28 protein-coding genes are annotated in these 26864 nt (G+C 54.7%); 24 read left to right on the top strand and 4 right to left on the bottom strand.

Translation table 11 applies throughout. The features are described from left to right. The first annotated feature begins 1 nt into the window (after position 1). The 3 genes from CJO09_RS11665 to CJO09_RS11655 are packed head-to-tail and all read left to right on the top strand — an operon-like array spanning position 2 to position 2448. Positions 2–970 carry a branched-chain amino acid ABC transporter permease gene (locus CJO09_RS11665; protein WP_119442495.1) on the top strand — a complete coding sequence of 323 codons (969 nt, stop codon included), beginning with the start codon at positions 2–4 and terminating at the stop codon, positions 968–970. Further along, complete coding sequence (locus CJO09_RS11660) at positions 963–1751, top strand: ABC transporter ATP-binding protein (RefSeq protein WP_119442494.1); 789 nt, start codon at positions 963–965, stop codon at positions 1749–1751. The genes CJO09_RS11665 and CJO09_RS11660 overlap by 8 nt, the downstream gene beginning before the upstream one ends. Continuing rightward, the gene (locus CJO09_RS11655) at positions 1744–2448 is read left to right on the top strand and encodes an ABC transporter ATP-binding protein (protein WP_114420265.1); all 705 of its coding nucleotides are present in this window, start codon (positions 1744–1746) and stop codon (positions 2446–2448) included. Before CJO09_RS11660 ends, CJO09_RS11655 begins: the two co-directional genes overlap by 8 nt. 98 nt (positions 2449–2546) lie before the next feature. On the opposite strand, the gene CJO09_RS11650 is transcribed toward CJO09_RS11655, so the two are convergent. The 3 genes from CJO09_RS11650 to gcvA form a co-directional block, all read right to left on the bottom strand. Continuing rightward, positions 2547–3596 (bottom strand): aromatic ring-hydroxylating dioxygenase subunit alpha, encoded by a 1050-nt coding sequence (locus CJO09_RS11650; RefSeq protein ID WP_119442493.1) that lies wholly within the window; start codon positions 3594–3596, stop codon positions 2547–2549. A 222-nt stretch (positions 3597–3818) separates the two neighbouring features. Next, positions 3819–5423: a class I adenylate-forming enzyme family protein gene (locus CJO09_RS11645; RefSeq protein ID WP_147404924.1), complete on the bottom strand. Its 1605-nt coding sequence runs from the start codon at positions 5421–5423 to the stop codon at positions 3819–3821. Beyond that, the gene (gcvA, locus tag CJO09_RS11640; protein ID WP_119442491.1) at positions 5392–6300 is read right to left on the bottom strand and encodes a transcriptional regulator GcvA; all 909 of its coding nucleotides are present in this window, start codon (positions 6298–6300) and stop codon (positions 5392–5394) included. The genes CJO09_RS11645 and gcvA overlap by 32 nt, the downstream gene beginning before the upstream one ends. Before the next feature lie 234 nt (positions 6301–6534). Here gcvA and CJO09_RS11635 point away from each other — a divergent pair, with 234 nt between their 5' ends. From CJO09_RS11635 to CJO09_RS11570, 14 genes are all read left to right on the top strand, one after another. Next, positions 6535–7296 carry an ABC transporter substrate-binding protein gene (locus CJO09_RS11635; RefSeq protein WP_119442490.1) on the top strand — a complete coding sequence of 254 codons (762 nt, stop codon included), beginning with the start codon at positions 6535–6537 and terminating at the stop codon, positions 7294–7296. Between the two features lie 29 nt (positions 7297–7325). Continuing rightward, positions 7326–8156: an alpha/beta fold hydrolase gene (locus tag CJO09_RS11630; protein WP_119442489.1), complete on the top strand. Its 831-nt coding sequence runs from the start codon at positions 7326–7328 to the stop codon at positions 8154–8156. A 30-nt stretch (positions 8157–8186) separates the two neighbouring features. Further along, positions 8187–9062, top strand: a complete 876-nt coding sequence (locus tag CJO09_RS11625; protein ID WP_119442488.1) for an FAD binding domain-containing protein — start codon at positions 8187–8189, stop codon at positions 9060–9062. Continuing rightward, complete coding sequence (locus CJO09_RS11620; protein WP_119442487.1) at positions 9059–11362, top strand: xanthine dehydrogenase family protein molybdopterin-binding subunit; 2304 nt, start codon at positions 9059–9061, stop codon at positions 11360–11362. Before CJO09_RS11625 ends, CJO09_RS11620 begins: the two co-directional genes overlap by 4 nt. After that, positions 11362–11856, top strand: coding sequence for a (2Fe-2S)-binding protein (locus CJO09_RS11615; RefSeq protein ID WP_114420272.1), 495 nt, complete (start codon positions 11362–11364; stop codon positions 11854–11856). Before CJO09_RS11620 ends, CJO09_RS11615 begins: the two co-directional genes overlap by 1 nt. Positions 11857–11865: 9 nt before the next feature. Next, positions 11866–12498: an SRPBCC family protein gene (locus CJO09_RS11610; RefSeq protein WP_119442486.1), complete on the top strand. Its 633-nt coding sequence runs from the start codon at positions 11866–11868 to the stop codon at positions 12496–12498. Positions 12499–12572: 74 nt separating this feature from the next. Then, a complete protein-coding gene (locus CJO09_RS11605; RefSeq protein ID WP_119442485.1) occupies positions 12573–14363 on the top strand; it encodes a feruloyl-CoA synthase in 1791 nt (596 codons plus the stop codon). 83 nt (positions 14364–14446) lie between these two features. After that, positions 14447–15109 (top strand): SAM-dependent methyltransferase, encoded by a 663-nt coding sequence (locus tag CJO09_RS11600; protein ID WP_114420275.1) that lies wholly within the window; start codon positions 14447–14449, stop codon positions 15107–15109. 64 nt (positions 15110–15173) lie between these two features. Next, the gene (locus CJO09_RS11595; protein ID WP_119442483.1) at positions 15174–16394 is read left to right on the top strand and encodes a LysR family transcriptional regulator; all 1221 of its coding nucleotides are present in this window, start codon (positions 15174–15176) and stop codon (positions 16392–16394) included. A 114-nt stretch (positions 16395–16508) separates the two neighbouring features. Continuing rightward, positions 16509–17255 carry a PIG-L deacetylase family protein gene (locus tag CJO09_RS11590; RefSeq protein ID WP_119442482.1) on the top strand — a complete coding sequence of 249 codons (747 nt, stop codon included), beginning with the start codon at positions 16509–16511 and terminating at the stop codon, positions 17253–17255. Continuing rightward, on the top strand, positions 17252–17947 hold the full coding sequence (locus CJO09_RS11585; RefSeq protein ID WP_119442481.1) for a 4-carboxy-4-hydroxy-2-oxoadipate aldolase/oxaloacetate decarboxylase: 696 nt from the start codon (positions 17252–17254) through the stop codon (positions 17945–17947). The genes CJO09_RS11590 and CJO09_RS11585 overlap by 4 nt, the downstream gene beginning before the upstream one ends. Positions 17948–17961: 14 nt before the next feature. After that, positions 17962–19050 (top strand): 4-oxalomesaconate tautomerase, encoded by a 1089-nt coding sequence (locus tag CJO09_RS11580; RefSeq protein ID WP_218961063.1) that lies wholly within the window; start codon positions 17962–17964, stop codon positions 19048–19050. 15 nt (positions 19051–19065) lie between these two features. Beyond that, positions 19066–19788 (top strand): alpha/beta fold hydrolase, encoded by a 723-nt coding sequence (locus CJO09_RS11575; RefSeq protein WP_119442479.1) that lies wholly within the window; start codon positions 19066–19068, stop codon positions 19786–19788. Positions 19789–19800: 12 nt separating this feature from the next. After that, the gene (locus CJO09_RS11570) at positions 19801–20244 is read left to right on the top strand and encodes a nuclear transport factor 2 family protein (protein WP_119442478.1); all 444 of its coding nucleotides are present in this window, start codon (positions 19801–19803) and stop codon (positions 20242–20244) included. 32 nt (positions 20245–20276) lie between these two features. On the opposite strand, the gene CJO09_RS11565 is transcribed toward CJO09_RS11570, so the two are convergent. Next, the gene (locus CJO09_RS11565) at positions 20277–20786 is read right to left on the bottom strand and encodes a MarR family winged helix-turn-helix transcriptional regulator (protein ID WP_119442477.1); all 510 of its coding nucleotides are present in this window, start codon (positions 20784–20786) and stop codon (positions 20277–20279) included. Positions 20787–21030: 244 nt separating this feature from the next. On the opposite strand from CJO09_RS11565, the gene CJO09_RS11560 reads away from it, so the two are divergent. The 7 genes from CJO09_RS11560 to CJO09_RS11530 are packed head-to-tail and all read left to right on the top strand — an operon-like array spanning position 21031 to position 26844. Beyond that, positions 21031–21627, top strand: coding sequence for an NADPH-dependent FMN reductase (locus tag CJO09_RS11560; RefSeq protein WP_114420283.1), 597 nt, complete (start codon positions 21031–21033; stop codon positions 21625–21627). 16 nt (positions 21628–21643) lie between these two features. Continuing rightward, positions 21644–22426, top strand: a complete 783-nt coding sequence (locus tag CJO09_RS11555; protein ID WP_119442476.1) for an alpha/beta fold hydrolase — start codon at positions 21644–21646, stop codon at positions 22424–22426. A gap of 2 nt (positions 22427–22428) precedes the next feature. Further along, positions 22429–23598, top strand: coding sequence for an LLM class flavin-dependent oxidoreductase (locus CJO09_RS11550; protein ID WP_119442475.1), 1170 nt, complete (start codon positions 22429–22431; stop codon positions 23596–23598). 12 nt (positions 23599–23610) lie between these two features. After that, positions 23611–24495, top strand: coding sequence for a branched-chain amino acid ABC transporter permease (locus CJO09_RS11545; RefSeq protein WP_114420286.1), 885 nt, complete (start codon positions 23611–23613; stop codon positions 24493–24495). Next, a complete protein-coding gene (locus CJO09_RS11540) occupies positions 24492–25337 on the top strand; it encodes a branched-chain amino acid ABC transporter permease (RefSeq protein WP_158582750.1) in 846 nt (281 codons plus the stop codon). The genes CJO09_RS11545 and CJO09_RS11540 overlap by 4 nt, the downstream gene beginning before the upstream one ends. Further along, positions 25334–26089 (top strand): ABC transporter ATP-binding protein, encoded by a 756-nt coding sequence (locus tag CJO09_RS11535; RefSeq protein ID WP_119442473.1) that lies wholly within the window; start codon positions 25334–25336, stop codon positions 26087–26089. Before CJO09_RS11540 ends, CJO09_RS11535 begins: the two co-directional genes overlap by 4 nt. Beyond that, complete coding sequence (locus CJO09_RS11530) at positions 26086–26844, top strand: ABC transporter ATP-binding protein (RefSeq protein WP_119442472.1); 759 nt, start codon at positions 26086–26088, stop codon at positions 26842–26844. The genes CJO09_RS11535 and CJO09_RS11530 overlap by 4 nt, the downstream gene beginning before the upstream one ends. The last annotated feature ends 20 nt before the right edge of the window (positions 26845–26864 follow it).

Genomic DNA, 26864 nt, shown 5'->3' with positions numbered 1-26864 from the left:
CATGAGTGACGTTCAATCTACGTTGTTGCGTAATACGCGCTTTAGAATCTGGGAGCCGTTCTTCTGGGTTGTTCCGTTTGTGATTTTGGCGCTGTTTCCAGGGCAGTCGTTTCTAATTAATCAAATGGCGATTATGGCGCTGTATGCGATTTCGCTCGACCTGATTCTGGGCTACACCGGCATTATGTCGTTGGGTCACGCTGCCTTCTTTGGTTTGGGGGCCTATGCCGCCGGCTTGTTTTGCATTCATGTTTCTCCCGATCCGATCATCGGCCTCGTGGCAGGGATGGTGGTGGCCGGTATTGGTGGGCTTATCTTCAGTGTTACCGTACTTAGGGGTACCCATCTGACGGTGGTTATGGTGACCTTGGGTGTTTCTTTGATACTTTATGAATTAGCCAACTACCTAACCGGTTTGACGGGGGGTGCTGACGGTTTGCAGGGCGTCGATATGGCTCCTATCTTCGGCATTTTCCAGTTTAAGTTCGACGGTATTACGGCGGCTTATTATTCGCTGGTAGTGTTGTTGGTTTTCTTGTTCATTTGCCGACGGTTGGCGCATTCACCCTTTGGTTTCAGCCTGAAGGCGATTCGCGACAATCGCTTGCGTGCCACGGCCATTGGCATTAGTGCCGAGCGCCGCATCATACTGATTTACACCATTGCCGGCGCCATTGCCGGTGTGGCGGGGGCGGTGCAAGCGCAAAGCATGAACTTTGCCTCATTGGAAGTGTTTTCTTTCGAGAAATCGGCCGATGTATTGTTAATGGTTGTGATTGGCGGCACCGCATGGGTATACGGCGGTTTTGTAGGGGCAATTGTGTTCAGTGGCCTGCACCATATTTTGTCCGACATCACGCCGCAATACTGGACCTTCTGGGTTGGTTTGTTCCTGGTTGTGTTAATGCGGGTAGGGCGCGACCGCTTGTTGCGCCCCTGGACCTGGTTCAGGAGGGAAACACATGGCTGAAACCGAATACGCATTCTCGGCAACGGGTTTGGTGAAGCGGTTCGGCGGGATTACCGCCATCGATAACGTCACGTTGAATTTGCGCAAAGGGGCCCGTCATGCCTTGATTGGTCCAAACGGCGCGGGGAAAACCACCTTTGTTAATTTGCTCACCGGCGTGTTGGAGCCTACGGAAGGGACGATTCTGCTGGAAGGCGATGATGTGACCCACTTGCCGGTGCACCAGCGGGTTAAGCGCGGCATGGTGCGTACTTTCCAGATCAACCAGTTGTTCGACGACTTAACCCCGCTTGAAACGCTGGCACTGACGGTATCCGAACATCAGGGTCTGGGCGGCAAGTTGTGGCAGTTGCTGGGGTCGAACAAAGCCGTCATGGATCGTTGCGATGAGTTGCTTGAGCAATTCAAGTTGAAAGACGTGATGAATCAGCCGACGCATGTATTGCCTTACGGCAAGCGTCGTCAGTTGGAAATTGCCATTGCCTTGGCGTGTAATCCACGTGTGCTGTTGCTCGATGAGCCGGTGGCGGGCGTGCCCGAAGGGGAGCGTCAGGATCTGCTGGCCATTATTGACGCTTTACCTAAAGACGTATCCATTTTGCTTATTGAGCACGACATGGATTTGGTGTTCAGCTTTGCCACTCGCATGACGGTGTTGGTGAACGGTGCGCTGTTAACGGAAGCGGATCCGGAAACCATTGCCAACGACCCTCGTGTTAAAGAGGTTTATCTTGGGCATGGAGAGCCAAGCGAGCTGGTAAAGGAGGTGGCAGGTGGCTGAACTGCTGAGAATGGAAGGTGTAAGCGCCGGCTACGCGGGTGCGGTGGTGTTGCAGGATATTTCCCTGTCAATGGAAGAGGGCCAAACGCTGGCTTTGCTTGGGCGTAACGGCACGGGCAAAACAACACTCATTAATACCATTGTGGGAGTGACCCAGCATTACAAGGGCGGTGTCGAACTCTTGGGCAAGCCGTTGCAAAAGTTGAATCCTTATCAACGCGCGGCGGCCGGTATTGGGTGGGTACCGCAAGAACGAAATATTTTTAAATCGTTAACCGTACACGAGAATTTAACGGCGATTGAGCGACCCGGCCCATGGTCGCCTAATCGTGTGTATGAGATGTTCCCGCGCCTGGCCGAACGGAAAGAGAACATGGGTACGCAGTTGTCGGGTGGTGAGCAGCAAATGCTGGCGATTGGCCGGGCATTGGTGCTGAACCCCAAGTTGTTGCTGCTTGATGAGCCCACCGAAGGTTTGGCTCCGATTCTGGTTGAAGAGGTTATCCAGGGTATTCGTCGGGTCACGCGCGACGAGGGGCTGAGCGCGATTATTGTGGAACAGCACCCTCAGCTTATTCTGGCTATTTCAGAGCGGGCTGTGGTGTTGGATCGGGGAACGGTGGTGCATGAAGGCACGGCCGCCGAGTTACGTGACGATCACGACAAGTTGAATCACTTGTTGGGTGTTGCGCGTTAAGTGTTGTAAAGGCTGGTTGTAAAGGCCTCCGGTATTGCCCCCGCTTTTGCGGGGGCTCTTTTTTTGGTGCGTCCCGGTTGGGACGCACCTTTGGCAAGTTAGGCTGCGGAGGCCGCGTTTTCTTCCTGCTCTTGCTTGACCAGGCGTTCGATAATGCGTCGGGCTTGTACGCCGCCGGAATCGATGTTCAACATCAGCAAGCGTCGGCCGGGGTTGGCTTCAAGGTTGCGTTGTTGTGCTTCCAGAACGTCGACGTCTTGCAGGAAAATACGTTTATGCTCTTTTTGAATATTACCGGTGAGGGCCTTGTCTTGCGGGTTGAAGTTGCGTGCCATACCCCAGAAGTACCAGGTGGTGGTTTCGGTTTCAGGGGTAATGAAGTCGATAATGATTGAACGGGCTTTGTGTTGTTGAGGTGCATTGACGCCCCCCTTGCCAACGTGTGCGACGCCCACGTCGATGAGTACGTGGCTGGGTGGGCTGAAGCGTGACTCCTGCCAGCGCTCAACGTCAGCGGTGGGGTCGGCGCCGTTTTGCTTTAGCGCGAATTGCCAGAATGGCGGGGGTTGAATGCCTTCCATGTAACGGCTGGTAATAACACTGTCGCCGTCAACCGCTGTGTTCACCGGCGACTCATCGATTTCCTCTTGCCCAATGCTGTCGGTGTGCACATAAGTTTCATGGGTGAGGTCCATGAGGTTGTCGATAATGAGGCGATAGTCGCACTTCACATGGAACAGCCCGCCGCCGTAGGCCCACTCGGGGTTGTTTTCCCATTCAAACGAAGGTACGAGGCTTTCGTCGGCTTTGTCGGCGTCGCCCGGCCAAACCCAGATAAAGTTATTGCGCTCAACAACCGCGTAACGCTTAACGCATGGAAAGCCGCCCACGCGTTGCATTGGCATGGCAACGGGTTTGCCGTCACAGCCCATCACCAGGCCATGGTAGCCGCATACCAGGTTGCCGTCTTCCACGTACCCCAAAGACAGTGCCGCGCCGCGATGTGGACAGAAGTCTTCCACTGCACAAACTTTATTATCTTTACCGCGATAAAACGCAATGCGTTCGCCACAAATTTGTCGCCCTGACGGTTTGTCTGCAATTTCATCGGGGGTGCAGGCAACGTACCACGTGTTCTTCAAATACATTTTGTGTCTCTCTCCATTTGGTTTGGATTCCGTATCGGAAGTCGGAAATTGATTTCAAGTGTTTAAAAAAAAAGAACTTGCGTCAGAACGCTTTAGCGATTATTTGATGTTGCGAAAAGACGTATGAGTTCTTTTTTTTATAATAATTTAAGCTTGCCTAATATGTTGATATATATACATTTTTTAGGAACTCTAGCAGAAAATGCATAAATTCCCAAATGATTATGCCTTCAATAAATTGCGGGCCAGTGAGGTAAGTTGCGATCTCAGAATTTTGCCCCGATGATTACGGGGCAGGCGTGACAGCGGAATCAAGTGTTGTGGAATTTTTTCCAGGGGTAATACTTGCCGGCAGTGTTGAACAATGTCGACCGTGGAAGTGGCCTGATGTTGGTAAGGGACGAAGAAACAGACGATTTGCATACCGTATAGTTCATCGGGCATGCCAATAACCGCGGCGTCTTGGATATGGGGATGGCCCACAACAATAGCTTCCACTTCGGCAGGTGAAATTTTGACCCCGCCCCGTATGATGAGGTCGTCGGTTCGCCCCCAAACATGTAAATAGCCGTCAGTATCCAGTTGCGCGGCATCGCGCATTAGGAATGGCTGATTGCGTAACGGTTGCAAGGTACCGTCCGGGTCCAGATAACCCAGGGCAATTTTTTGCGTATTAACCAGAAACGGTTGCAGCATAGGGGCGTCGCCGGGCATGGGGCGTTGAGCGGCAAAGCTAAGCTGGACCGAGCTCAACACGCGCCCAACACTGCCTGGTTTGCGGTCGTGGATTCGATTGCCGCTGATCCAGCCTGTTTCGGTACTGCCATAAAGGTTAATGAGTGGGCGCTGATAGTACTGTTCGAATGCCTTCCAGTGTGCAATGGCAAGCGGCGCGGTGCTGGATGTGATGACGCGTAATGATGACAAAAGCTTTTCATGCTGTGCAATGGGCTCTTTCAATAACAATTGAATAATCGTGGGCACGCCCACGCTCACGGTGAGTTGGTGTGTGTATATCCATTGACCAAAGCGTCTTAATGAAAATCGACGAGCCAAATGCAGTGTGAGGCCTGTTTGCAGAAACGGCATCAAACTTAGAATCTGGCTGGAGTACCAGTTCAACGAACGGTATTCCAGCATTCGGTCGTTTGAGTCCAGTTGCAGCATAGCGATTGAGTCCAGGCCGTTGAGCCACATGGCCTGATGGTCGTACACCACGATTTTGGGCCGGCCTGTGGTGCCTGACGTGCAGGAAATACAGGCGACGTCGTGAGCCTGATTTACGGGAAAGGATGTTTCAGTGCTTGTGCTGTGTGTGGATGTGCTTATCGTTGTTTGGGCGTCGAGCATGACAACCCCGTTGTCGAGCGTATCCCAGTAAGAAACGATGCGAATCGAATTGGGCAATGTACCTGGGGCTGGGTCATGGTCGTGTGTATTGCCGGCAAGTACAAGTGCAGGTTTGATTGCGTTGACCACGGTGCTGAGCGAGGCGCGAATGAAACCGGGGTCGAGCGGGCAAACAACACCTCCAACACGCCATATGGCGAGCCATAGAATCACTTTCGCAATACTGTTGTCACCCGTGAGTACCACCTTTTCCTGAGGTTGCAGGCCGGTACGCTTAAGGGCAAGGGCGCTTTGTTCGACGGCTTGCCGCAGGGCTTTAAAGCTCAGGCGTTGGCCGTTGTCGACGTCGACCAGCGCGGTTTTATTGGGATGGACCCACGCATAATGTTGCAGCAAGGCGCCAATAGGTTGAAAGGTGCCCGCTTGGGTGGTGTGGGTTGCAGCCTCATTCATCGGGTTGTGCACCCAAGGTTTCACAGGCCCATTTCCAGAACACCTGGATACGACGGTGCTCGGCTTTGTCTTCAGGGCAAACGATGTAATAGCCTGAGCCCGTTTTCAGTTTCAACTTGAACGGGGCGCTTAGTGTGCCCTCACGCAGGTAAGTGTCAATAAGCGGAGTGCGGCCCAGCCCCACTCCAATCCCGTTCACAATGGCGTGCAACGACGTAACTTGCAAGTTGAAAATGATTTCGCGGGCAAACTCGATATTGCCCAGGCCGGCGGCTTCAAGCCATACGGGCCAGTCATCTTGGTACGTGGACGAAAAATAAGTTCGAATTTGGGCCAGCTGGGCCAGGGCAGCGTGGGGGGCTTCCGGGTTGATGCCTTGGGCGAGCGTGGGGGTGCAAACCGGGAAGATTTCTTCGCTTTGCAGCAATTGTGTTTTCAGCCCGCGCCATTGGCCGGTGCCGTAACGGAAGGCGATGTCGTAAGAGCGTTGGCGGAACTGGTCGAAGGTGGAGTGGGTGAGAACCTGCAGCGTGATGTTGGGATGCAAGGCCTGAAATTCCGGCAGGCGGGGAATTAAACACTGCATGGCATACGTGGGTAGGCAGTGAATGGTTAAAACTTCGGTCGACTTTTCGTCGCGTGTTCTTGCGGTGGCCGATTGCAATAAACCAATAGCGTCCCGCACCGATTCAAGATACTGCTGCCCGGCGGTGGTTAGCACCAGTGCACGGTTACGTCGTACGAACAGCCGTGTGGCAAGATGGTCTTCGAGATTTTTTATTTGATGGCTGATCGCAGTTTGCGTGAGATGCAGCTCTTTGCCCGCCGCCGTGAAATTCAAGTGACGTGCGGCGGCTTCGAAGGCAAGCAGGCTGGTTAAAGAGGGCAGATTGCGGGGCATCTTTTAACGGACGGCGAGGATGAAAACAGACAGGTCAAGGTGTAGTGAATTCGCATGAATTTAATTCATGCCTGTAATGAATAAGTATCGTTAGTTCTTTTAATTGTGTTCCGTTACGATGAAGAAGGCAAGCCGTTTACCGAAGGTAATGGCTTAAAAGAACGCAAATATTTTGGTTTGTTTTCACAACAAACACATCAATGAAAAAAATTAATTCATATAAGGAGCCGTGGTTTGAATAGCAACCAACATGAGCCAGACTGGAAAGCAGATCCCGACGCCATTCAAGAGCTTGCGCCCAAAGGCCGCATTCGGGCCGCCATTAACTATGGCAACCCGGTGTTGGCCAAGCGATTGCCGGAAGGGAAGGCGGGAGGCGTCTCGGCCGATCTGGCGCGTGGCCTGGCACAGCGTGTTGGGTTGGAAGTTGAGTTTGTGTCATTCGACACTGCGGGCAAGGTTGCTGATACTGCGCAAGATGACGTCTGGGATATTGCGTTTCTGGCCATCGACCCCAAGCGCGCCGAAACCATTGCCTATACCGCGCCGTATGTGCTGATTGAAGGTACGTATATGGTGCGCGAAGACTCCCCCATTAAAACCATCGAAGATGTCGATCAGGAAGGCGTGACGGTGGCGGTGGGCAAAGGCGCGGCTTACGACCTGTTCTTGTCGCGCACGTTGAAGAACGCTGAGATTGTGCGTTATCCCTTGTCGGAAGATGCGATTGAGCGTTTCGACGCCGACGGCATCAGTACGGTTGCAGGCGTACGTCAACCCTTGAACACCCATGCGGGACAGTTCCCCGGCTATCGCGTGCTTGAGGGGCGCTTCACGGTGATTGAGCAGGCGATGGGTTGCCCCAAAGGGCGTGATAAAGCGGCCGCGTTGGTGCGTCGTTACCTGGAGTTCGCCAAGGCCTCGGGCATGGTGGCCGACGGTTTGCAGCGCAGCGGCGAAGGCGACGCCACTGTGGCGCCTGCGGCTCAGGCTTAGCCTGCTTCAACAACGAATTGGACAAGCATATGACAACAACTGAATGTACCCCCCGTTACGGCAATGAGGCCGTGGCACCCAATGTGAATTTGCACTACCAGTATTTCGAGTCGCAACAGCCCGGCCCTTGCACCGTGTTGTTGCACTCTTTGGCGATGGACCACTCCTTCTGGCGCTTTGTGGCGCCTGAATTGGCCAAACAAGGTTCCGTTCTATGTGTTGATTTGCGCGGTCATGGCCGTTCAAGCAAACCGCAGGGGCCCTATACCATCGCCGCCATGGCGGCTGACGTTCGCGCTTTACTTGATCGCTTGCGTATTGACCAGGTGGTGGTGGCCGGCGCGTCGATGGGCGGCTGTGTGGCATTGCAGTTTGCCATTGATAACGCCGATATCACGCGTGCGTTGGGCTTAATCGATACCACCGCCTGGTACGGCGAAAATGCCGCCGCCGATTGGGCCAACCGTGCCGCGAAAGCGCGTTTGGAAGGGTTCGGCAGTTTGGTGGGTTTCCAGCAAACGCGTTGGTTTGGTGAGCCGTTCCGGGCACGTCATCCGCAGGTTGTGCAAGAGAGCGTGGCGGTGTTTGTGGCCAATGATTTAACCGGCTATGAAGGCGCCTGCCATGCCATGGGGGCGTTCGATGCACGTTCGAAGTTGCTGGGGTTGCGCATGCCGGTGTCGATTGTGGTGGGAACGGAAGATTACGCCACGCCGGTGGCTATGGCGCAAGCCTTGTATCAGGGTATTCCGGGTTCACGCCTGAAAACCATTGAGGGCGCGCGTCATTTAACGCCGCTTGAGGTGCCGAAAGACATTACACGCATGCTGTCTGAGTTGCGCAGCCGCGTGCAGCAGTAAATAACAAGGGTAGGGAAAGGAGACAACCTGATGAAGCCTTTTGATTACGTTAAGCCCAGGCAACTGGCCGAGGCGGTTAGCCTGCTTAGTGCAGACGACCCCGACACACGGCCGGTTAGCGGCGGTACGGCCATTATGCTGATGATGAAAGCCGGCGTGTTGCGGCCGGCACGTTTGGTGAGTTTGCGCCATGTTGAAGATGAGTTCCGCCAAATTGCAGTGGCCGCCGACGGCTCTTTGCATATTGGCGGCATGACGACGCTGGCAGAACTGGAGCGCTCGCCTGAGATTCAACAGGGTTGGCCCATGTTGGCGCGTACGTTTAAAACGTTATCGAATATTCGGGTGCGCAATGTAGCCATGATTGGCGGCAATCTGGCCCATGGCGATCCCCACATGGACATGCCACCGGTGTTAACCGCGTTGGGTGCCACGGTGGTGATTCAGGGGCCGAATGGTTCGCGTGAGCTACCCGTGAAAGATTTGTGCCTGGGTTATTACGAAACCGCGTTGGCCGGCAATGAGCTGATTACCAAAGTGATTGTGCCACCCATGCAGGGGCGGCAAGCGGCGTATTTCAAAGTAACCACACGCGTATCGCACGACTGGCCAACGTTAGGCCTGGCAGCTGTGGTGAAAATGGAGCAAGACCGCTTGGCCGACGCGCGCTTGATCGTGGGCGCGGCAACCGATCGCCCCACGTCGCTCGACAATGCCGTTCAATTGTTGGTGGGGCAACCGCTTTCTGATGCTTTGCTGAAGCAGGCAGGCGAAGAAGCCGCGCATGGTTTGGATATTGTTAGCGATCAACATGGTTCCGCGCAGTACAAAAAACACTTGCTTAGCGTTTATCTGGGGCGCGCGGTGCGTGCAGCAGTGGGCGGCGGACAACAGGAGGCATCATGAAAATGGAAACGCAACGCGATCAAACGCGCGAACTGGGGCGTTCCCGGGGTCGTTTCGAGGCCCAGACAAAAGTAAGCGGCCGCGCTGAATACATTCACAACCTTACGCTACCGCGCATGCTGCATGCCAAAATTCTACGCAGTACGGTTGCGCACGGACGTATTGTGTCTATCGATAAGTCGGAAGCAGAAGCGCTGGAAGGCGTGCATTCCGTTATCACCTCGGAAGATATTATGACGGTGATGCCCGAGCCCTATTTCGGGCCCGCATTTCACGATCAGCCGATTCTTGCTGTGGGCAAAGTGCATTATGTGGGCGAGCCTGTTGCCGTGGTGCTGTCGGAAGACCCGTATATTGCGGAAGAAGCCACACATCTAATTGACGTGACCTATGAAGAGTTGCCTGCGGTCTTTAATGAAGTGGAGGCAGCCGAGTCGAAAGTAGTGGTGCACGACGAGCTGCGACCAGCCGGCACATTCCCCGATCTGAAGCACCTTGCAGGAAGGCGTGATACCAATATTGCGTTGGATTTCCAGGTGCGCACGGGTGATGTGGAAAAAGCGTTTGCCGAAGCCGACCATATTTTTGAGCACTCGTTCCGTACCCAGCAGGTGATGCATACACCGTTGGAGCCCATGATTTCGGTGGGTGAATTAACGGATTCTGGTATTACCGTGCACACTGCTTCGCAGAGCCCGTCGTTTGTGCGCCTGGAAATTGCGCGCTTGTTGCGCTGGCCGGAATCTCGTGTACGTGTACGAACCGCGTTTCTGGGCGGGGGTTTCGGTGCGAAGTTGTATGTGAAGCTGGAAGCGCTGGCTGTGGCGCTTACCATGCTGGCACGGCGCCCGGTGCGCGTCGCGTTAACCATGGAAGAACAGTTCTACACCATTACCAAGCACGCCACCACCTTCAAGATCAAGTCGGCGGTGAATAAGGAAGGGCGTATTACGGGCCGCAAGTGCACGGTGTGGTGGAACGGCGGTGCCTATGCCGATATTGGCCCGCGTGTTACGCAAAAGTCGGGCTTTACGGCACCGGGGCCTTATGAAATAGACAACGTTTGGGTGGATTCCTATCAGGTGTACACCAACCTGCCGCCGGCGGGCGCGTTCCGTGGTTTTGGTATTACGCAGTTGGTGTGGGCGTACGAAAGCCAGGCCGACATTATTGCGCGTGAACTGGGTATGGATCCGGTTGAGTTCCGTCGCCTGAACATGTTGCGAGAAGGGCGTCCGCATGCCACCGGCACCATCATGCGCGATGCGGCATTAATTGAAGTATTGGATCGCACGGCCGAACGCATGAAATGGAATGAGCCGTTTGATCGTGGAACAGAAAAACTGCGACGCGGTCGCGGTGTGGGTGTGGGCTTCAAGGCGCTTGTTGCGCCCACCACGTCGGTGGCCATGGTTACCCTTTCGGCGGACGGCAGCTGCTTCCTGCATATGTCGACGGTTGATATGGGGCAGGCTTCCAATACCACCATGTCGATGGTGGCGGCTGAAGTGTTGGGCATTGATCCGGAAGACATCAAGGTCATTCGTCCGGACACCGACGTTACGCCTTACGACATGGCGACGCTGGGGTCACGCTCAACCTTCCATATGGGTCACGCGGTACGCCTTGCGGCCGAAGATGCCGTCGAGAAAATGAAGGTGCTGGCAGCTCAGTTGGGTGTGCCTGAAGGGGAACCGTTGGAAGCCGGCAAATTGCTTAAGCAGCGCTACGGCATGCAGGCCGGCAATATTGTTGGGGTTGGCAGCTATATTCCCGATTACATTTCGCCTAACAAGGAAACGGGACACTCCGAGAGCATCACGCCGAACTGGATGATTGGCGGTTGCGGTGTTGAGGTTGAGGTGGACACGGAAACCGGCCAGTTCCGTTTGGTACGCATGGAAAACGTGGTTGATTGCGGTACGGCATTGAATCCGAAGATTGTGGAAACGCAAGTTTCGGGCGCTGCCATTATGCAAATAGGCGCGGCCTTGTACGAGAACATGGAGTTCGACGAGGACGGCCAGCTTCGCAATGCGTCATTTGCCGAGTACAAGATTCCAGGCATTACCGACTTGCCCGACCAAATGGGCAACGAAGCCGTCGATGCCTACCAGAACAATGGTCCGTTTGGCGCCAAAGGGGTCGGCGAAAGTGGTGCGTTCGGTGTGGCGTCGGCCATTGCGGCAGCCATCGAAGATGCCGTTGGGGTGCGACTTACGTCGATGCCAATGAAATATGAAACCGTGTGCCGGGAACTGCATGCGAATGATCCCAAGTTTCGCCAGTGGGGGGAGTGATGAGCGAATCCAACAATACTCAAATTAGTTTTGTTTTGAATGGCCAACCTGTTAAGGCCCATGTGCAAACCCATCATTCCGTGCTGGATGTGTTGCGTAACACGTTTGAACTTTACGGTGCGCGTGAAAGCTGTGGGCAAGGGTTGTGCGGCTGCTGTACCGTTATTGTTGACGGCAAGTCGGTTAGCGGGTGTCTTGCGCTGGCGGCTGACCTGGATGGTACCCAGGTCGAAACGGTTGAGGGCCTGGATGCTTCGGGTCAGCTTGATCCTGTTCAGCAAGCCTTTATCGATTGCGGCGCATTTCAATGCGGGTTTTGCACATCCGGCTTCTTGCTGATGAGTAAACAGTTGCTGGCGTCCAATCCTAACCCGACAGAGTCGGAAATCAAACATTATCTTGCCGGCAATTTGTGTCGTTGCGCCGCGTATCCTGAAATTATTCAGGCGGTTCGGCTGGCGGCTGATCGAATCAATGCCGGTAGCCAGGCGTAAGGGGGTCGTGTGGAGTTAATTGGAAAACAAGTTATTCAACTGCCCAGGGCCCAGGTGTGGGAGGCGTTGAACGACCCTGAGGTACTGAAGCAATGTATTCCAGGGTGTGATCAGTTTGTGGCAAGCGGCGAAAATGAGTACGACATTGTCATGACCGCAGCGGTCGGGCCGATCAAGGCCAAATTCAAGGGCAAGTTAACGTTAGGCGATATCAACCCACCTGAGTCTTATACGCTAACGTTTGATGGGTCGGGTGGTGCTGCCGGTTTTGGCAAAGGCAATGCCAGTGTTGTTTTGGGCGATTTGCCTGGGCAAACCGAACTGGAGTATTCAGTGCAGGCCAAGGTCGGGGGCCGGCTGGCCCAAGTGGGTTCTCGCCTGATCGACGGCGTTGCCAAGAAAATGGCCGACGAATTTTTCGAGCGTTTTAAACAGCGGGTTGAGCCGGAGGGTGCAGGTGAGGGTGAAGCGTCGGGTGCTGGGGCCTCGAACAACGCGGCGCAACCCACGGAAGATGCCGCATCCAAAGGGCAGGCAGCGGGCCGGGATTCGGGTGGCAAACAACCTTCAATGCAGCAACGCTGGATTTGGTATGCCATTGCCGCACTCATTATTGTATTGGTGCTCGGCTATTCCACTTAATTACGTAGCTTGTTTAACTTTGTTTGCAAAGGGATTCAGTGGCGTTGAGGAAGTCAATAGAAGATAATCTCCTTATGACCACATTCTTCGGCCCCACTGAAACCACTTGTTCACCGCTGGATAACGGCGGTTTTGTTTTGCGTAGTAGCCAACCTTTGGCTGAGTACGCACCGCGTATTACCGATTACCTGCTTGCGTGGGCCCAGAAGGCGCCTGGGCAGGTCTTTTTATCGCAACGTGATGAAACGCAGGCTTGGCAGCATCTAACATACGAGCAGGCGCTGATGCAGGCGCGGTCGGTGGGGCAGTTTTTGCTCGATAAAGGGTGTGATGCGCACAACCCATTGTTGATTTTGGCCGAAAACTCATTGGCGACGGCTTCGCTTTTGTTGGGTGCGCTTTATGTTGGGGTGCCGGTTGCACCTGTTTCGCCGGCTTATGTTTCGCAAAAAGGGGCGCACGACAAACTGAAAGTGTGCGTCGACACGTTGAAGCCTTGCGTGGCTTACGTGGGGCAAACAGACTGGGTTGGGCAGTTAGTGCAAGTGTGCGATTTGCCTTTGCAGGTGATTACGCCGGAAGCCGTGCCCGGCCATACCGCTTTAGATGCGGTTTTAAGTACAGCGCCCACCAACGCGGTCACGCAGGCAAATGACAAAGTCGGCCTTGATACTGTTGCCAAATATTTGTTTACCTCGGGTTCAACGGGGGCGCCCAAGGGGGTGATCAATACGCATCGCATGTTGTGTGCCAACCAGCAGCAGTTGCGTCAGATTTTCCCTTTTGTGCTTGAGCGGCCGCCTATTTTGGTGGATTGGTTGCCCTGGCATCATACGTTTGGTGGTAATGAGGTGTTTTTTTTGGCGATGTGCAATGGTGGAACCCTGCATATCGATCAGGGTAAGCCGATAGGGTCATTATTCGAGCAAACCATTACCAATTTGCGCGAAATTTCACCCACCATCCATTTCAACGTGCCGTTGGCGTTTCATCAACTGGTCGTGCGTATGCGCGACGATTCCGTATTGCGTGAAAGCTTCTTTCGTCGGCTTGACCTTATGTTTTATGCCGGCGCCGGCATGCCTCAACAAACGTGGTCCGACCTTGAGGCATTGGCTGAATTGGTGCGGGGGCATCGGGTGCCTATGATAACGGCGTGGGGCGCGACAGAAACCGCGCCTTTGGCAACCGGTGTGTTTTTTGAATCGCATCGAGCCGACAATGTGGGTATTCCGGTACCCGGTTGTGAAATCAAGTTCGCGCCTGTCGATGGACGTTTTGAGCTTCGGGTGCGTGGGCCGAATGTGATGCCCGGTTATCTGGGGCGGCCCGATTTAACCGCACGGGTTTTCGATGAAGAAGGCTATTTTCGCAGCGGTGATGCGGCCAGTCTTGCCGATGAAAGCGAACCGTCGAAAGGCATCATTTTTGAAGGCCGCATCAGTGAGAATTTCAAGTTGCATTCAGGCACCTGGGTATCGGTTGGGCGCTTGCGTGGTTTGCTGATGGGTGAGTTATTGCCTTTGGTTTCCGATGTGGTAATTGCCGGCCAGGGGCGGGATCGCCTTGGTTTGCTGGTATTTCTGGATACGGGGGTTGCCCGACGTCATGTGGGGCAGAATGATTTGAACTATGCCGCGCTGGCGCATCATCCCGCTATTCACGAGTATGTTTGCGCCGCCATTGCGCGTCATAACGCCATGCATCCGGGCAGCTCCACACGAATTGACTGCTACGCCATTCCAACTGAGCCCCCGTCTGCCGTCGCGCGGGAAATAACCGACAAAGGATCGTTGAACCAGGCGAATGTGCTGTCGCATCGCGCCAAAGTGGTGCAGGAAATGTTCGGGGATGAGGCAGATTGAGCCGCACGCGCCGGCATCACCTCGTTAGCCTGAATAGGGTTTGAGCATTTCTTTCTGGCACGTTATTTGCTTGCATGAAAGGTATGAATACTTTCGTCCATCTTATCTCCAGCGGCGCAACCAGCATGTTTTGGTTGCGGGCACGTAACCACAATACACTTGCGCTTACCGCGTCGCGAGCCATGCGTGCACTTCAGGAAAGCGAAGTGTGGTTGGTAGACGCGCGGGTTCATCAAAGTGTGGTTGAGCTGGCGCCGCCTTCCGCACGCGTGATCCGGTTGGAGCCGCAAGATAATGAGTCGCGGGGCCAAACGGTTGCGTTGGGGCAGATGCGGCGTTATCGGCGGGCGGGTTATTCGGTGGCGCGGTTGCGTACTCCAGTCAATGTGGGTGATGACACCCTGGATCCGGCGGCATTGCGACTGCCCCTCATGCCTTCGCAGGTTGGGCGCGGTGTGACGCTTGTTGCGCCGCGTGTCGATGAGCCGAGCCTTGATTGGGTCAGGTTGTCGCATAACGGCATGACCTTGGTTTGCTACATGGGTGGCTTTTGCGTTACCCGTTTAAGCCAGGACTTAACGCGCATAGGCTGTTCGCCTTCCTTGCGGGTAACGGCGGTTTATTACAAAGCGTGTGCGCAGTACCGGTATGAGCACACAACATTAAGCGCATTGGTCAAAGCAGTGCAGTCGGGCGATTCGCTCAAGCCCGCGGTTGTTGTGCTCGATGGCATGATGCCTTTGTAATGTTATTCAGGACGTCGGCGTCCACGGCCGTTAAAATGACCCCTTCCCAGAAAGGAGTCATTCCATGCCCGGCCTGCTGGCGCCTCATTTGCGCCGTTTTCGTTCTGTTCTAGCCGTCTGTAGAACGGGAAGCACCGCTCAGGCGGCTCTGATTCTGCCGTTGTCGCAATCGGCTATTGCGCGCGCAATTCGGGAGTTGGAAGACGATTTGGGCCGCCCTTTGTTTGAGCGCGCGGCAAGAGGTATGTTGCCAACTCCGGTGGGGCGTTTGTTGTCGTATCGTGCCGAGCGTGCGATGGCGCAGCTTCAGTTGGCCGAGACTGAGCTGAAAGGGCATGATCAAAGTGGCGCGCCGGTGGCGACAAGCCGATTTGTTCACACGGTGGGATACCGGCATCTTCAAACGTTTATTATTTTTTGTGACACCCGCAGTGAGACTATTGCGGCGCAGCGGCTGGGGGTGAGTCAGCCGGCCGTCAACCAAACATTGCGGCAACTTTCTCATCTGCTGGGGTGCGAACTTTTCCAGCGTTCCGCACGGGGTGTCCGGTTAACCGAAAACGGCGAGGCTTTATTGCGCCGCGTGAAGTTGGCTTTGGCGGAATTTCGTCATGCCGGTGAGGATCTGGCGGCGTTCGACGGCCGGATGCAGGGGCGGATTGTCATTGGTTCTTTGCCTTTATCAGCCGGTGTGTTGGTGCCGCGTGCGGTTGATCGCATGTTGGTCCGGCGTCATGATCTGAAAGTGACCATTGTGGATGGCACGTACGATGGCTTGATGTACCAGTTGCGTCATGCTGATATTGATGTCGTAGTGGGTGCCTTGCGCCCCGGCGCGCCGGGCAGTGATGTTGTGCAAACACCGTTGTTTGAAGATACGCTTTCAGTCGTGGTGCGGCGTGGCCATCCGTTGGAAAAGCAGGCGTTGAGAACGCTGCGCGATGTTGTGGACCAGCCTTGGATAGCGCCGTTAAGCGGCACGCCTGCAAGAGAGGCGTTCGAACGCGCATTTCGCGCAGCGGGGGTTGCCCCGCCTTCTGCTGAACTGGAAGTGAATAGCGCCATAGTGTTGCAGGCATTGTTGCAAGATAGCAATCGGCTTGCCTTATTGTCGCGTCGCCAGATTTTCCACGGTATTTCTTCGGGTGTGTTTAGTATTCTGCCTATAGCGGTAGAGGAAACATCGCGTCAGATTGGTTTGACGATGCGTGCCGACGCTGACCCCAGTGCAAGCATTCGTCTGTTTATTCAAGAACTCCAGATATTAGCGAAAGAGCTGAGTTAATTTTTATAAGTATAAGTAAAACGCATTGCCCTGCGCGCGATGTCACTGGTCACTCCGGTTCAGTTTTGGCACACTGGCTTGATTGCATGATTCGTATCTTCGCGAGGGGTAATAATGAGTAATTCAAATACAACAGATCAGCGCGCGGGCCTGGTGGTGAGCGCGCATTCCGCCGATTTTGTCTGGCGTTCAGCCGGGGCGATTGCGGTACATGCCGCGCTGGGTTATCGCATGAAAGTGATCTGCCTTTCATTTGGTGAGCGCGGTGAGTCGGCCAAGCTGTGGCGTAAAGGCGATATGACGCTTGATAAGGTTAAATCGGCGCGCAAGGAAGAAGCACAACGCGCGGCCGATGTTTTGGGCGCTGAAATTGAGTTTTTCGATGTCGGTGATTACCCCATGCGCATCTCCGACGAAACATTAATGCGTCTGGTCGATGTCTATCGCGAATTGCAACCGGCATTTGTGTTAAGCCATTCGGTCAAAGACCCCTACAACTTCGATCACCCCTTGGCGATGCATGTTGCACAAGAGGCACGCGTTATTGCGCAGGCCGAAGGGCACAACCCCGGCCAGAAAGTGGTGGGCGCGCCGCCGGTTTATGCGTTTGAACCGCATCAAACCGAGCAGTGCGAATGGGTGCCGAATACGTTTCTGGATATCACCCATGTTTGGGATAAAAAGCGCCAGGCGATTGAATGCATGGCCGGCCAAGAACATTTATGGGCTTACTACACGCGGGTTGCGCAACAGCGCGGTGTGCAGGCCAAGCGTAATATAGGCATTACCGCAGCCCGAAATATCGAGTATGCGGAAGGCTATATGCGTTTAACCCCCTCAGTGGTAGGAGAACTGGCATGAAGCGAGGCGTTGTCGTTCAAAAAGTAACCCGTGCCGACCCGGCCGATATTGCACTGCTGCAAAAGGCAGGTGCTGCAACCGTACATGAAGCACAAAGTCGTTTGGGCCTGATGGCACCCTATATGCGGCCCATTTGGCCGGGGGCCTGCATTGCCGGTTCGGCGATTACGGCTTTGGTGCCGCCCGCCGATAACTGGATGCTTCACGTGGCGGTTGAGCAGTGTCAGAAAGGCGATATTCTGGTGGTTGCAACCACGTCTGAATGCACCGACGGCTACTTCGGCGATCTTCTGGCCACTTCCTTAATGGCGCGCGGTGTGTTGGGCCTGGTAATTGACGGCGGCTGTCGCGATGTGCGTGCATTAACTGAAATGCAGTTTCCGGTATGGTCGCGTGCCATTTCGGCCCAGGGCACTGTCAAGGAAACGTTGGGCTCCGTGAATGTTCCGGTTACCTGCGCACGCCAATTGGTTAACCCCGGCGACGTTATTGTGGCCGACGACGACGGTGTGGCAGTGGTGCAAGTGGCCGACGTGCCTCAGGTTGCTCAGGCCGCGTTGGCCCGGATGGAAAAAGAAGAAAAGACGCGTCAGGTGCTGGCAACCGGGGAATTGGGTCTTGATTATTACGGCATGCGCGAGCGCCTTGAGGCCAAGGGTTTGCGTTACGTTAACTCTCTGAATGATTTGTAATTCACGGGGCGATGATGCAAACGCGTATTCCTTGTGTGCAAATGCGGGGCGGCACGTCGAAGGGGGCTTATTTTCATGCGTCCGATTTACCCGACGACGCCACCGTTCGTGACGCGGTTTTATTGGCTGTCATGGGGTCGCCCGACCCGCGCCAAATCGACGGCATTGGCGGCGCGGACCCTTTAACCAGCAAGGTCGCTATTGTGTCGCCGTCAACGCGTGCCGACGCCGATGTCGATTATCTTTTTGCGCAGGTTGTCGTTAACGAAGCGCGGGTTGATTACGGGCAGAATTGCGGCAATATTCTGGCGGGTGTAGGCCCGTTCGCCATTGAAACGGGAATAGTGGCGGCACAGGAGGGCGTGACGCCGGTTGCCATTCATATGGTCAATACGGGGCAAATAGCGGTTGCACATGTTGCTACACCAGGTGGGCGGGTTGTTTATGAAGGCGATCAACGGATAGACGGCGTGCCGGGTACGGCGGCGTCTATTCCAATTGCATTTCGTGACACTGCCGGCTCCAGTTGCGGCGCACTTTTTCCCACTGGAAAGAGGCAGGATGTCATCGACGGTGTGTCGCTTACCTGCATTGATAACGGCATGCCCATGGTGCTGATGCGGGCGCAGGATTTTGGGCGCACGGGTAACGAGACACGGGAAGCGCTCGATGCCGACACGGCGCTGAAGGCGCGTATCGAGGCGATCCGCCTGAAGGTCGGTCCGATGATGAACCTGGGTGACGTGTCTGAACGCACGGTGCCGAAAATGTGTTTGGTGTCGCCACCTGAACACGGCGGTGCTGTTAACACGCGCTGTTTCATTCCGCACCGTTGCCATGCGTCAATTGGCGTGTTGGCGGCGGTTAGCGTGGCAACGGCCGTTGCCATGCCCGGTACGGTTTGCGAGGGTGTGGGGGTGGTGCCCGATGGCGATCATATTAAGCTTGAAATTGAGCACCCCACTGGGCATATGGGGGTGGAAATTGCATTGGAACGAACGGCTGACGGCGTGAGTGTGGCGCAAGCTGCATTAATTCGTACGGCACGTTGGCTTTTCGATGGCCACGTGTGCGTGCCGCGCGGCGTTTGGGCCGACCGTTAAGTCAAAGGATATTTCATGTCGAAAGAAACATTAGTGCTGTTGCCCGGGTTGTTGTGCGACGACGCAGTATGGGTTCATCAACGTCAGGCGATGGGACAACGCGTTGATACGGTCGTACCGCACTACGCCGAGCTGGGCTCCATCGAGGGCATGGCGAGAAAGGTGCTGGCCGAAGTGACCGCCCCTGTTTTTTCATTGGCTGGTCATTCGATGGGCGGACGGGTTGCGCTTGAGGTTGTTCGTATGGCACCCCAACGGGTGCGGCGTTTGGCTTTGCTCGACACGGGTTATGAGCCTATCGCGGCGGGGGAGGCCGGTGCGCAGGAGCGTGAAAAGCGCATGAAGCTGTTGCAGCATGCAAAAGCCCATGGCATGCGTGAAATGGGTAAGTTGTGGGCGCCCGGCATGGTGCATCCCGATCGTCTGGCGTCACCCTTGTTCGATGAAATTCTGGATATGATCGAACGCCGCACGCCGGAGCAATTCGAAGCGCAAATTAATGCTTTGCTGGGTCGCCCCGATGCGGGGCCGGTGTTGCGCAAATTGCACTGCCCAACCGCACTTATTTGTGGCCGTGAAGACGCCTGGAGCCCTTATGCGCGACACGAGGCGATGAGTCATATGGTGCCGGCGCAATGGGTAACGTTACACGCGGTTGAGCACTGTGGACACATGTCGACCATGGAGCAGCCCGAAGCGGTCAGTGCCTTGTTGGATATCTGGCTTTCGCGCGAATAAAAGGAAAAAGGAATGGAGCATCATCTCGACGCCGATATGCAGGCGATTCATACGATTTGCAAAGATTTGGCGGTGCGTACCGCTTGCCTGGTCGATCAGCAAAATTACGAAGCCCTGGTGCAGTTGTTTACGCCCGATGCCTCGTTGGTTAGGCCGGGGGGCGAGCCATTGGTAGGGCGCGCGCAAATACTGGCTTCCTACCAAAGTAAGCCGAAAGAGCGCCTTACGCGTCACTTCGTCACCAATTCGGTGGTGTACGAAGCAGACCTTAATTCTGCGCGAATGACCAGTTATGTGTTGCTATGGAGTGCCGCCGCCGATTCGCCGCTTGAAGCTTTTGGCAGAAAAGCCGATGTCCGCCAGGTTGCCGGCCAGTTCGACGATTACCTGGTACGCACCGAAGAAGGCTGGCGCATCGCTCAGCGCAGCGCATCATTTCAAATGTATCGCGAGTAAATCCCAATCGTATCCGCGTGGCGCTGCCGTCTTTATTCGGGAGCGTCCGTCTGATAGTACGAGTTGTTTTCGCCCATCATTTTGCTTAACAAATAAAGCAACGTTTTTTGTTCGTCGGGTGCAAGATTTCGCATTACATTGACTTGAATACGAGCCACATGAGGCTCGGCTTGTTTATAAAGTGCCTTGCCTTTCGGGGTCATGTAAATTTGCAGGCCCCGCTTCGATTTCGGGCTGCTGCGCCGTTCAAAATAACCTTGCGCCTCAAGCCGCCGCACCATGCCGCCAACGGTGGCTTCGTCCCAGTTCAATCGGGCGGCCAGTTCGCGTTGCTCCATCCCTTCCTGAATGCTGACCGCCAGGAAAGCCGCAAGTTGGCTGGCTGTCAGGCCCATTTTTCCCATTTCGGCGTCGAACGTGGCATTAATGAATTGCCCGCCCCGACGCAGCAAATATCCAGGCATATCGTATAGCTTGATAAACGGGTTTTGCGCGGGGGATCCGGGTTCGGCTGCATTGTGTGAAGTGTCTTTTTGTTTCATTTCTAAATCGTATCAGGACTTACCCTAGGCTTATTGACAGGTAATTTTCAGATCTTTACCATTTAAAAAAAGCATGCTTAGTTTTAGCATGACTATACGTCATAAATTTAAGAAAAACCAGAAACCCCTATAGTAGTTTGGAGACAAGTGTCTGGGTAGTGGTACCCGTAACGTCATTTTTAAAGCTCATTGGTCAGGCTGGCTTATTGGCGTGGCAAAAAGTTTGGTTTGTGAAGGATTAGGTATGAACACAGATTCCCCTTTGATTGTAGGGATTGGCGGCACGATGCGTGTCGGCTCAACGTCGGAAAAGGCCATGGCGGCTGCTCTCCGGATGGCCGAGAGTCAAGGTGCGCGCACCTTGATGCTGTCCGGTCCCGCCCTGGATATGGAAACGTTTGATCCGGCAGTGGCATCGCGATCGGAAAATGCCCAGCGTTTGGTCGAGGCTTTGCGCGCGGCTGACGGCATTATTTTGTCGTCGCCCAGCTACCACGGGTCGATTTCCGGCCACTTGAAAAACGCGCTTGATTACACCGAAGACATGCGCGCCGACGAGCGTCCGTACTTCGACAATCGTGCCGTGGGCTGCATTGTGTGCGCCGATGGTGCGCAAGCCATGGGTTCAACCTTGTCGACATTGCGTTCAATTGTGCATGCGCTTCGTGGCTGGCCGACACCCTACGCCGCCGTGATTAATTCCAGCCTGAAGCCGTTCGAGGCCGATGGCAGTATCAAGAATCCCGACGTGGCCGCCCAGCTGAATATCATGGCCGGCCAGGTTGTTGAGTTTGCCCGCCGCGCGCGCCTTGCCGCCAGCGTCGAGGCGTCCGTTAATTAGAACAGGAGTCAGCAATATGGCGTTTGAAGAATCTTTTATTACCGTTGATGGTTGCCGAACCCGCATTCGGCGGGGTGGTAAAGGCCCAACGGTGTTGTATCTGCATGGGGCCAACGGCGCACCCATGATTCAGCCTTTCATGGAAGTGCTGGCACAAGACTACGACTTAATCGTTCCCGAGCACCCCGGCTTTGGCATGTCGGACGAGCCCGAATGGCTCGATAACATGCAAGACCTGGCTTACTTTTATCTCGATCTACTCGATCATATGAAACTCGACAGCGTGCACGTGGTGGGCAGCTCGATGGGTGGCTGGCTTGGTATGGAGATGGGGATTCGCGAGCCTCGTCGTATTAAGTCGTTGACTTTGGTGGGTACGGCGGGTGTACGTGTTCCCGGCATTCTGCCTGGTGATATTTTTCTTTGGGATGCTGAAACGGCAGCCCGCAATACTTTCTTTAATCAAGACATTGCGCAGAAAGTGCTGTCGATGGCACCCGATACCGAGGAAGCGCAAGACATCATGCTTAAGAACCGTGAAACGGTTGCAAGGCTGGCTTGGCAGCCGCGTTTGTATGACCTGAATTTGCCCAAGTGGCTCCATCGTATTCAGGCGCCGGTGAAACTAATTTGGGGTGAGCAAGACAAAATCATGCCATTAGCGGTAGGCGAGGCACTGCAGCCAAAGCTGCCGAACGCGACGCTTCAGGTTTTCAAAAACTGTGGGCATTTACCTCAGGTTGAGTTTCCCGATGAGTTCAGCGCGTCTGTTAAGCAATTTATTGAAGGGGTTAAATAGTCATGAATGTCACTCTTTTCCATTTGATGTCGTATGCCGACCTGGATTTTGAGGCCACGAAGGAATATGAAACCGTTTGGATGAAACTGCCAAACAAGTTCTATGACCCAGTTAAAGGTCACAAGCTGTACAACCGTTATCTTGATGAGCTGGAGTATGCAGAAACATTGGGTTTCGACGGCGTGGCGGTCAATGAGCATCACCAAACCGCCTATGGCTTAATGCCTTCCCCGGTAGTCATGGCATCGGCTTTGGCGCGTCGCACGCAGCGCGTGAAAATTGCTATTTTGGGTAGTGCTTTGCCTTTGCGCGAACACCCCATGACGGTGGCTGAAGAGTACGCCATGCTCGACGTGATTACCGGCGGGCGGTTAATTGCGGGTTTTGTGCGCGGCATTGGTGCCGAATACCATACCTTCGGTTTGAACCCAACCATTTCTCACGAACGTTTCCACGAGGCGCACGACCTGATCGTACAAGCCTGGACGCAACCCGGCCCTACATCGTTCAGCGGCAAGCATTACAACGTGGATTACGTGAACTTGTGGCCACGCCCTTTCCAGAACCCGCATCCGCCAATCTGGGTGCCGTCTCAGGGCAGTAAGGAAACCATCGATTGGGCGGCGCATCCCGACCACCGCTACACTTATTTGCAAACGTTCAGCCCTGCCAAGGCGGTGCAAAAATATTTGCAGTCATATCGTGATACGGCCGAGCAGTTTGGCTACGAAGCAGACGATAGCCAGTTGGGCTGGGCGGTACCTGTTTATGTGGCAGACACCGACGAGCAGGCCATTAAAGAGGCGCGCGAGCCGTTTGAACTGTTCCGCAATCGTTTATTGAAAATGCCGTTCGAGATGCTGCTTCCGCCCGGGTACAGCTCGCGGGATTCTCTTAAGCGCATCATGGCGGCTAAGGCGATGTTGTCGCAAGACCTGACCATTGAAATGGCCATTGACATGGGTATGCTTGTTTGCGGTAGCCCGGCCACTGTGCGCCAGCAGCTTGAGTCGCATTGGAACGAAATGCACTTCGGTAATTTGCTAACGATGCTGCATTTCGGCAATTTGTCGGAAGAGCTTACGCGTCGCAACATGGATATGTTTGCCAAGGAAATTTTGCCAGGCTTGCAAACCATGAAGCGCGCGGCACCGGCTCAGGCCTCTGCATAAAGGAGGCAATCAATGTTGCTAGGCCAGATACTGAACGGATTGGTTAGCGGCGCCATGTATGCGCTGGTAGCCATCGGGTTCACGCTTATTGTCGGTGTCCTCGACAAGCTTAATTTCACTCACCCGGAAGTGTTCATGCTGGGTGGTTTCATCGGGCTGGTCTCCTTGACTTACCTGCCATTGGAGTGGGCGTTTATTTTCGCTTTTCTTATTGGCGGTTTGCTGGGTTTGTTTACCGAGTTCGTGGCATTTCGGCGTTTTCAAAGTGCCGACTCACGTATCACGGCGGCATTAAGTTCACTGGCGCTTGGCCTGGTTTTCATTGACCTTGTGCATAAGTTCTGGGGGAACGAGAATGTTCCTCTTCCCCCACAAACGGGCTGGCTGACCGAAACCTTTGAAATAGCGGGGGTCAGGTTTCTGAACCTGCAATTAATGGTGCTGGCGGTCACGTTGGCTTTGATGATTGGACTGCATTTTCTGATTCATCATATGAAAATCGGCCGTCAGATCCGAGCGGTGGCGGAGGCGCCCACGTCAGCGACCTTGCTCGGCGTTAATGTGTTGCGTGTTAAGCAGGCCGTGTTTTTCATCTCTTCAGCATTGGCCGCTATTGCAGGGTTGTTGCTCGCTTTGCGCAGTGACGCCGTCGGGTCGGAGATTGGTCTGACTTTCGGCTTGAAAGCCATGGCTATCATGGCGATCGGCGGTATGGGCGATTTGCGTGGCGCCGTTCTGGCTGCATTGCTTATTGGCGTGATTGAGGCGCTAATGTTCTATTTCGGTTGGGGCCGCCTGGGTGAAATGACGGTTTGGCTGGCGATGATTCTGATTCTTCTGCTGCGCCCCGCGGGCTTGTTCGCGGGCGGGCTACATTCCAGGGAGCAGCGGGTTTGATAAGCGATTACTTAATTATCACAGGCATTAATGTATTGCTGGCCTGGAGTGTTTATATCGTTCTGTTAACGGGCAGCCTGTCGTTCGCGCAAGGCGCTTTCATGGCGATTGGCTGTTATGCCGCCAGTTACCTCACCACGGAAATGGGTCTGTCGTTCTGGCCGGCCACGCTTATTGCGGCGGCGATCACCGCGGTTATTGCCGGGGTCATCGGCTTTCCGGCACTAAGGTTACGGGGCATTTATCTTATTCTGGCCACCTTGGGTATTACCTTCTGTGTACGGGTACTGCTTGAAAATCTCGAATTCCTGGGCGGAATCGGGGGCATGAGCGGCATGCTGGGTACCGACTTGTTTGCCGTGGTGATTGCCGTTGTGGTTGTCGGGCTTTTGCTGGCGGTGGTTTCTTTCAGTCCGCTGCAAAGGGTGTTTGACGCGGTTCGTGAAGACGAGCGTGTTGCCGCCTCTATGGGCATTAATGTTACGGCTGTTCGCCTGATCGGGTTTGCAGCCGGTGCGGCGGTAGCGGCTGTCGGCGGGTCCTTGTATGGTCATTACCTGACGTTCGTGCGGCCCGAGAATTTCGACGTTCTGTTGGCTATTTACGTGGTGTTGTATGTGGTGTTGGGCGGTGTGAACAATATGATCGGCCCGTTTGTGGGTGCCGTTGTCATGACCTTGCTGCCGGAATACTTTCGTGTACTGGCCGAATGGCGTCCAACGGTGTTCGGCTTGGCGGTACTGCTGATGTTGCTTGTGCGTCCCGACGGCTTGCTGTCTTTCCGTTTTCCCACCTTGCGTGCCGGGAAAACCTCAAAAGCTATTGAAAGGAAAGCAGCATGAGCGGGAAAGTGATTTTGGACATTACCGATCTGCAAAAGTCCTTTGGCGGCATTCGTGCGCTTGACGGTATTAGTTTGCAGGTATTCGAAGGTGAAATTCTTGGTTTGATTGGCCCCAACGGCGCGGGTAAGACCGCACTGTTGAATACGATTACCGGTTTCTATCGCCCTACGGCGGGCAGTATTCGTTTTCAGGGTCATGAAATCAGTACGTTACCGCTCTATGAAATTGGGCGCCGCGGGGTGGGGCGCACGTTTCAGAACATTCGTTTATTCAAGCGCATGACGGTTCTGGAGAACGTGATGGTGGCCGATAAGCGCCACGCAACATCGCCTTTACGCTCTCTGTGGAACTTTGCCGGGCGGGCGAAAGCCCGCGCTGAGGCAATGGCGTTGCTGGATATGATGCAATTAACCGATAAAGCGGATGATCTGGCGGCTTCGTTATCGTATGGCGATTCGCGTCGTCTTGAAATAGCACGTGCGCTTGCAGGTAAGCCGGCACTCATGTTGCTGGACGAACCTGCGGCGGGCATGAACGATGCCGAAACAGAGCAACTGGTCGAAGACATTCATCGTATTCGAAGCCGCGTAGGCGCGATGGTCTTGATTGAGCACGACATGAGCCTGATTCGCAGTTTGTCAGACCGCGCGGTTGCGATGGATTATGGCCGAAAGATAGCTGAAGGCGACGTGCATGCGGTTTTGGAGCACCCGGAAGTGCGGCGCGCGTATTTGGGAGACGACGAATGAGCCGGATTCTTGAAGTGAATGACCTGCATGTGTCATATGGCCCCATTAAGGCCCTGCGCGGGGTTAGCTTGCATGTCTCAGAGGGGGAAACGGTATCGATTGTTGGGGCCAATGGGGCGGGGAAGTCGACTTTAATGCGGGCGCTGTCCGGCATTTTGCCCATTGCCGATGGTCAGGCCACGTTCCTTGACCAGGATATTCGCACCGTGAAGGCGCATCAGTTGGCACGCTTGGGCATGCTTCATGTGCCTGAAGGGCGTGGTACCTTGCAGGGTATGGTGGTCGAGGAAAACCTACGCCTGGCATGGGAGATTCGGCCTACCGATACCTCTTTTGAAACGGCGGCTGAAGAGGTGTATGCGCGCTTTCCAAGGCTGGGCGAGCGGCGCAAACAGTTGGCCGGTGGATTATCCGGTGGTGAGCAGCAAATGCTGGCCATTGGTCGGGCGCTGATCAATCGGCCGCGTTTATTGCTGGTTGATGAGCCCTCGATGGGATTGTCGCCTTTGTTTTCCAAAGAAGTATTCAAAGTTTTGGCCGAGCTTCGCGACTCGGGCATGACGATCTTGCTGGTCGAACAGAACGTTCGCAGCGCGCTGGGTCTGGCGCATCGGGCGTATGTTCTGAATCAAGGGGTGTTCCTAACCTCTGGTGATGCGGCAGAGCTGGCTAAAGATCCAGCGATCATGGCCAGTTTCTTGGGGCATGGCAAGATCAAGCAGCCGGCGTCGCCGACTGCTCAAGCAACGCAGTAAACAAGTGTTTCATCAGTCCT

Origin of the sequence: Neopusillimonas maritima, from assembly GCF_003576595.1 — a bacterium.
GTDB lineage: Bacteria > Pseudomonadota > Gammaproteobacteria > Burkholderiales > Burkholderiaceae_B > Neopusillimonas > Neopusillimonas maritima.
Note: the sequence above shows the minus strand (reverse complement) of the source record. Positions and strands in the feature narration are given on the sequence as shown.

Excerpts from the sequence above, each read along its gene's own strand:
- CJO09_RS11665 (WP_119442495.1), top strand. The coding sequence starts at position 2 with ATGAGTGACGTTCAATCTACGTTGTTGCGTAATACGCGCTTTAGAATC.
- CJO09_RS11660 (WP_119442494.1), top strand. The coding sequence starts at position 963 with ATGGCTGAAACCGAATACGCATTCTCGGCAACGGGTTTGGTGAAGCGG.
- CJO09_RS11650 (WP_119442493.1), bottom strand. The coding sequence starts at position 3,596 with ATGTATTTGAAGAACACGTGGTACGTTGCCTGCACCCCCGATGAAATT.
- gcvA (WP_119442491.1), bottom strand. The coding sequence starts at position 6,300 with ATGCCCCGCAATCTGCCCTCTTTAACCAGCCTGCTTGCCTTCGAAGCC.
- CJO09_RS11630 (WP_119442489.1), top strand. The coding sequence starts at position 7,326 with ATGACAACAACTGAATGTACCCCCCGTTACGGCAATGAGGCCGTGGCA.
- CJO09_RS11625 (WP_119442488.1), top strand. The coding sequence starts at position 8,187 with ATGAAGCCTTTTGATTACGTTAAGCCCAGGCAACTGGCCGAGGCGGTT.
- CJO09_RS11620 (WP_119442487.1), top strand. The coding sequence starts at position 9,059 with ATGAAAATGGAAACGCAACGCGATCAAACGCGCGAACTGGGGCGTTCC.
- CJO09_RS11615 (WP_114420272.1), top strand. The coding sequence starts at position 11,362 with ATGAGCGAATCCAACAATACTCAAATTAGTTTTGTTTTGAATGGCCAA.
- CJO09_RS11605 (WP_119442485.1), top strand. The coding sequence starts at position 12,573 with ATGACCACATTCTTCGGCCCCACTGAAACCACTTGTTCACCGCTGGAT.
- CJO09_RS11600 (WP_114420275.1), top strand. The coding sequence starts at position 14,447 with ATGAATACTTTCGTCCATCTTATCTCCAGCGGCGCAACCAGCATGTTT.
- CJO09_RS11595 (WP_119442483.1), top strand. The coding sequence starts at position 15,174 with ATGCCCGGCCTGCTGGCGCCTCATTTGCGCCGTTTTCGTTCTGTTCTA.
- CJO09_RS11590 (WP_119442482.1), top strand. The coding sequence starts at position 16,509 with ATGAGTAATTCAAATACAACAGATCAGCGCGCGGGCCTGGTGGTGAGC.
- CJO09_RS11585 (WP_119442481.1), top strand. The coding sequence starts at position 17,252 with ATGAAGCGAGGCGTTGTCGTTCAAAAAGTAACCCGTGCCGACCCGGCC.
- CJO09_RS11580 (WP_218961063.1), top strand. The coding sequence starts at position 17,962 with ATGCAAACGCGTATTCCTTGTGTGCAAATGCGGGGCGGCACGTCGAAG.
- CJO09_RS11575 (WP_119442479.1), top strand. The coding sequence starts at position 19,066 with ATGTCGAAAGAAACATTAGTGCTGTTGCCCGGGTTGTTGTGCGACGAC.
- CJO09_RS11570 (WP_119442478.1), top strand. The coding sequence starts at position 19,801 with ATGGAGCATCATCTCGACGCCGATATGCAGGCGATTCATACGATTTGC.
- CJO09_RS11565 (WP_119442477.1), bottom strand. The coding sequence starts at position 20,786 with ATGAAACAAAAAGACACTTCACACAATGCAGCCGAACCCGGATCCCCC.
- CJO09_RS11560 (WP_114420283.1), top strand. The coding sequence starts at position 21,031 with ATGAACACAGATTCCCCTTTGATTGTAGGGATTGGCGGCACGATGCGT.
- CJO09_RS11555 (WP_119442476.1), top strand. The coding sequence starts at position 21,644 with ATGGCGTTTGAAGAATCTTTTATTACCGTTGATGGTTGCCGAACCCGC.
- CJO09_RS11550 (WP_119442475.1), top strand. The coding sequence starts at position 22,429 with ATGAATGTCACTCTTTTCCATTTGATGTCGTATGCCGACCTGGATTTT.
- CJO09_RS11545 (WP_114420286.1), top strand. The coding sequence starts at position 23,611 with ATGTTGCTAGGCCAGATACTGAACGGATTGGTTAGCGGCGCCATGTAT.
- CJO09_RS11535 (WP_119442473.1), top strand. The coding sequence starts at position 25,334 with ATGAGCGGGAAAGTGATTTTGGACATTACCGATCTGCAAAAGTCCTTT.
- CJO09_RS11530 (WP_119442472.1), top strand. The coding sequence starts at position 26,086 with ATGAGCCGGATTCTTGAAGTGAATGACCTGCATGTGTCATATGGCCCC.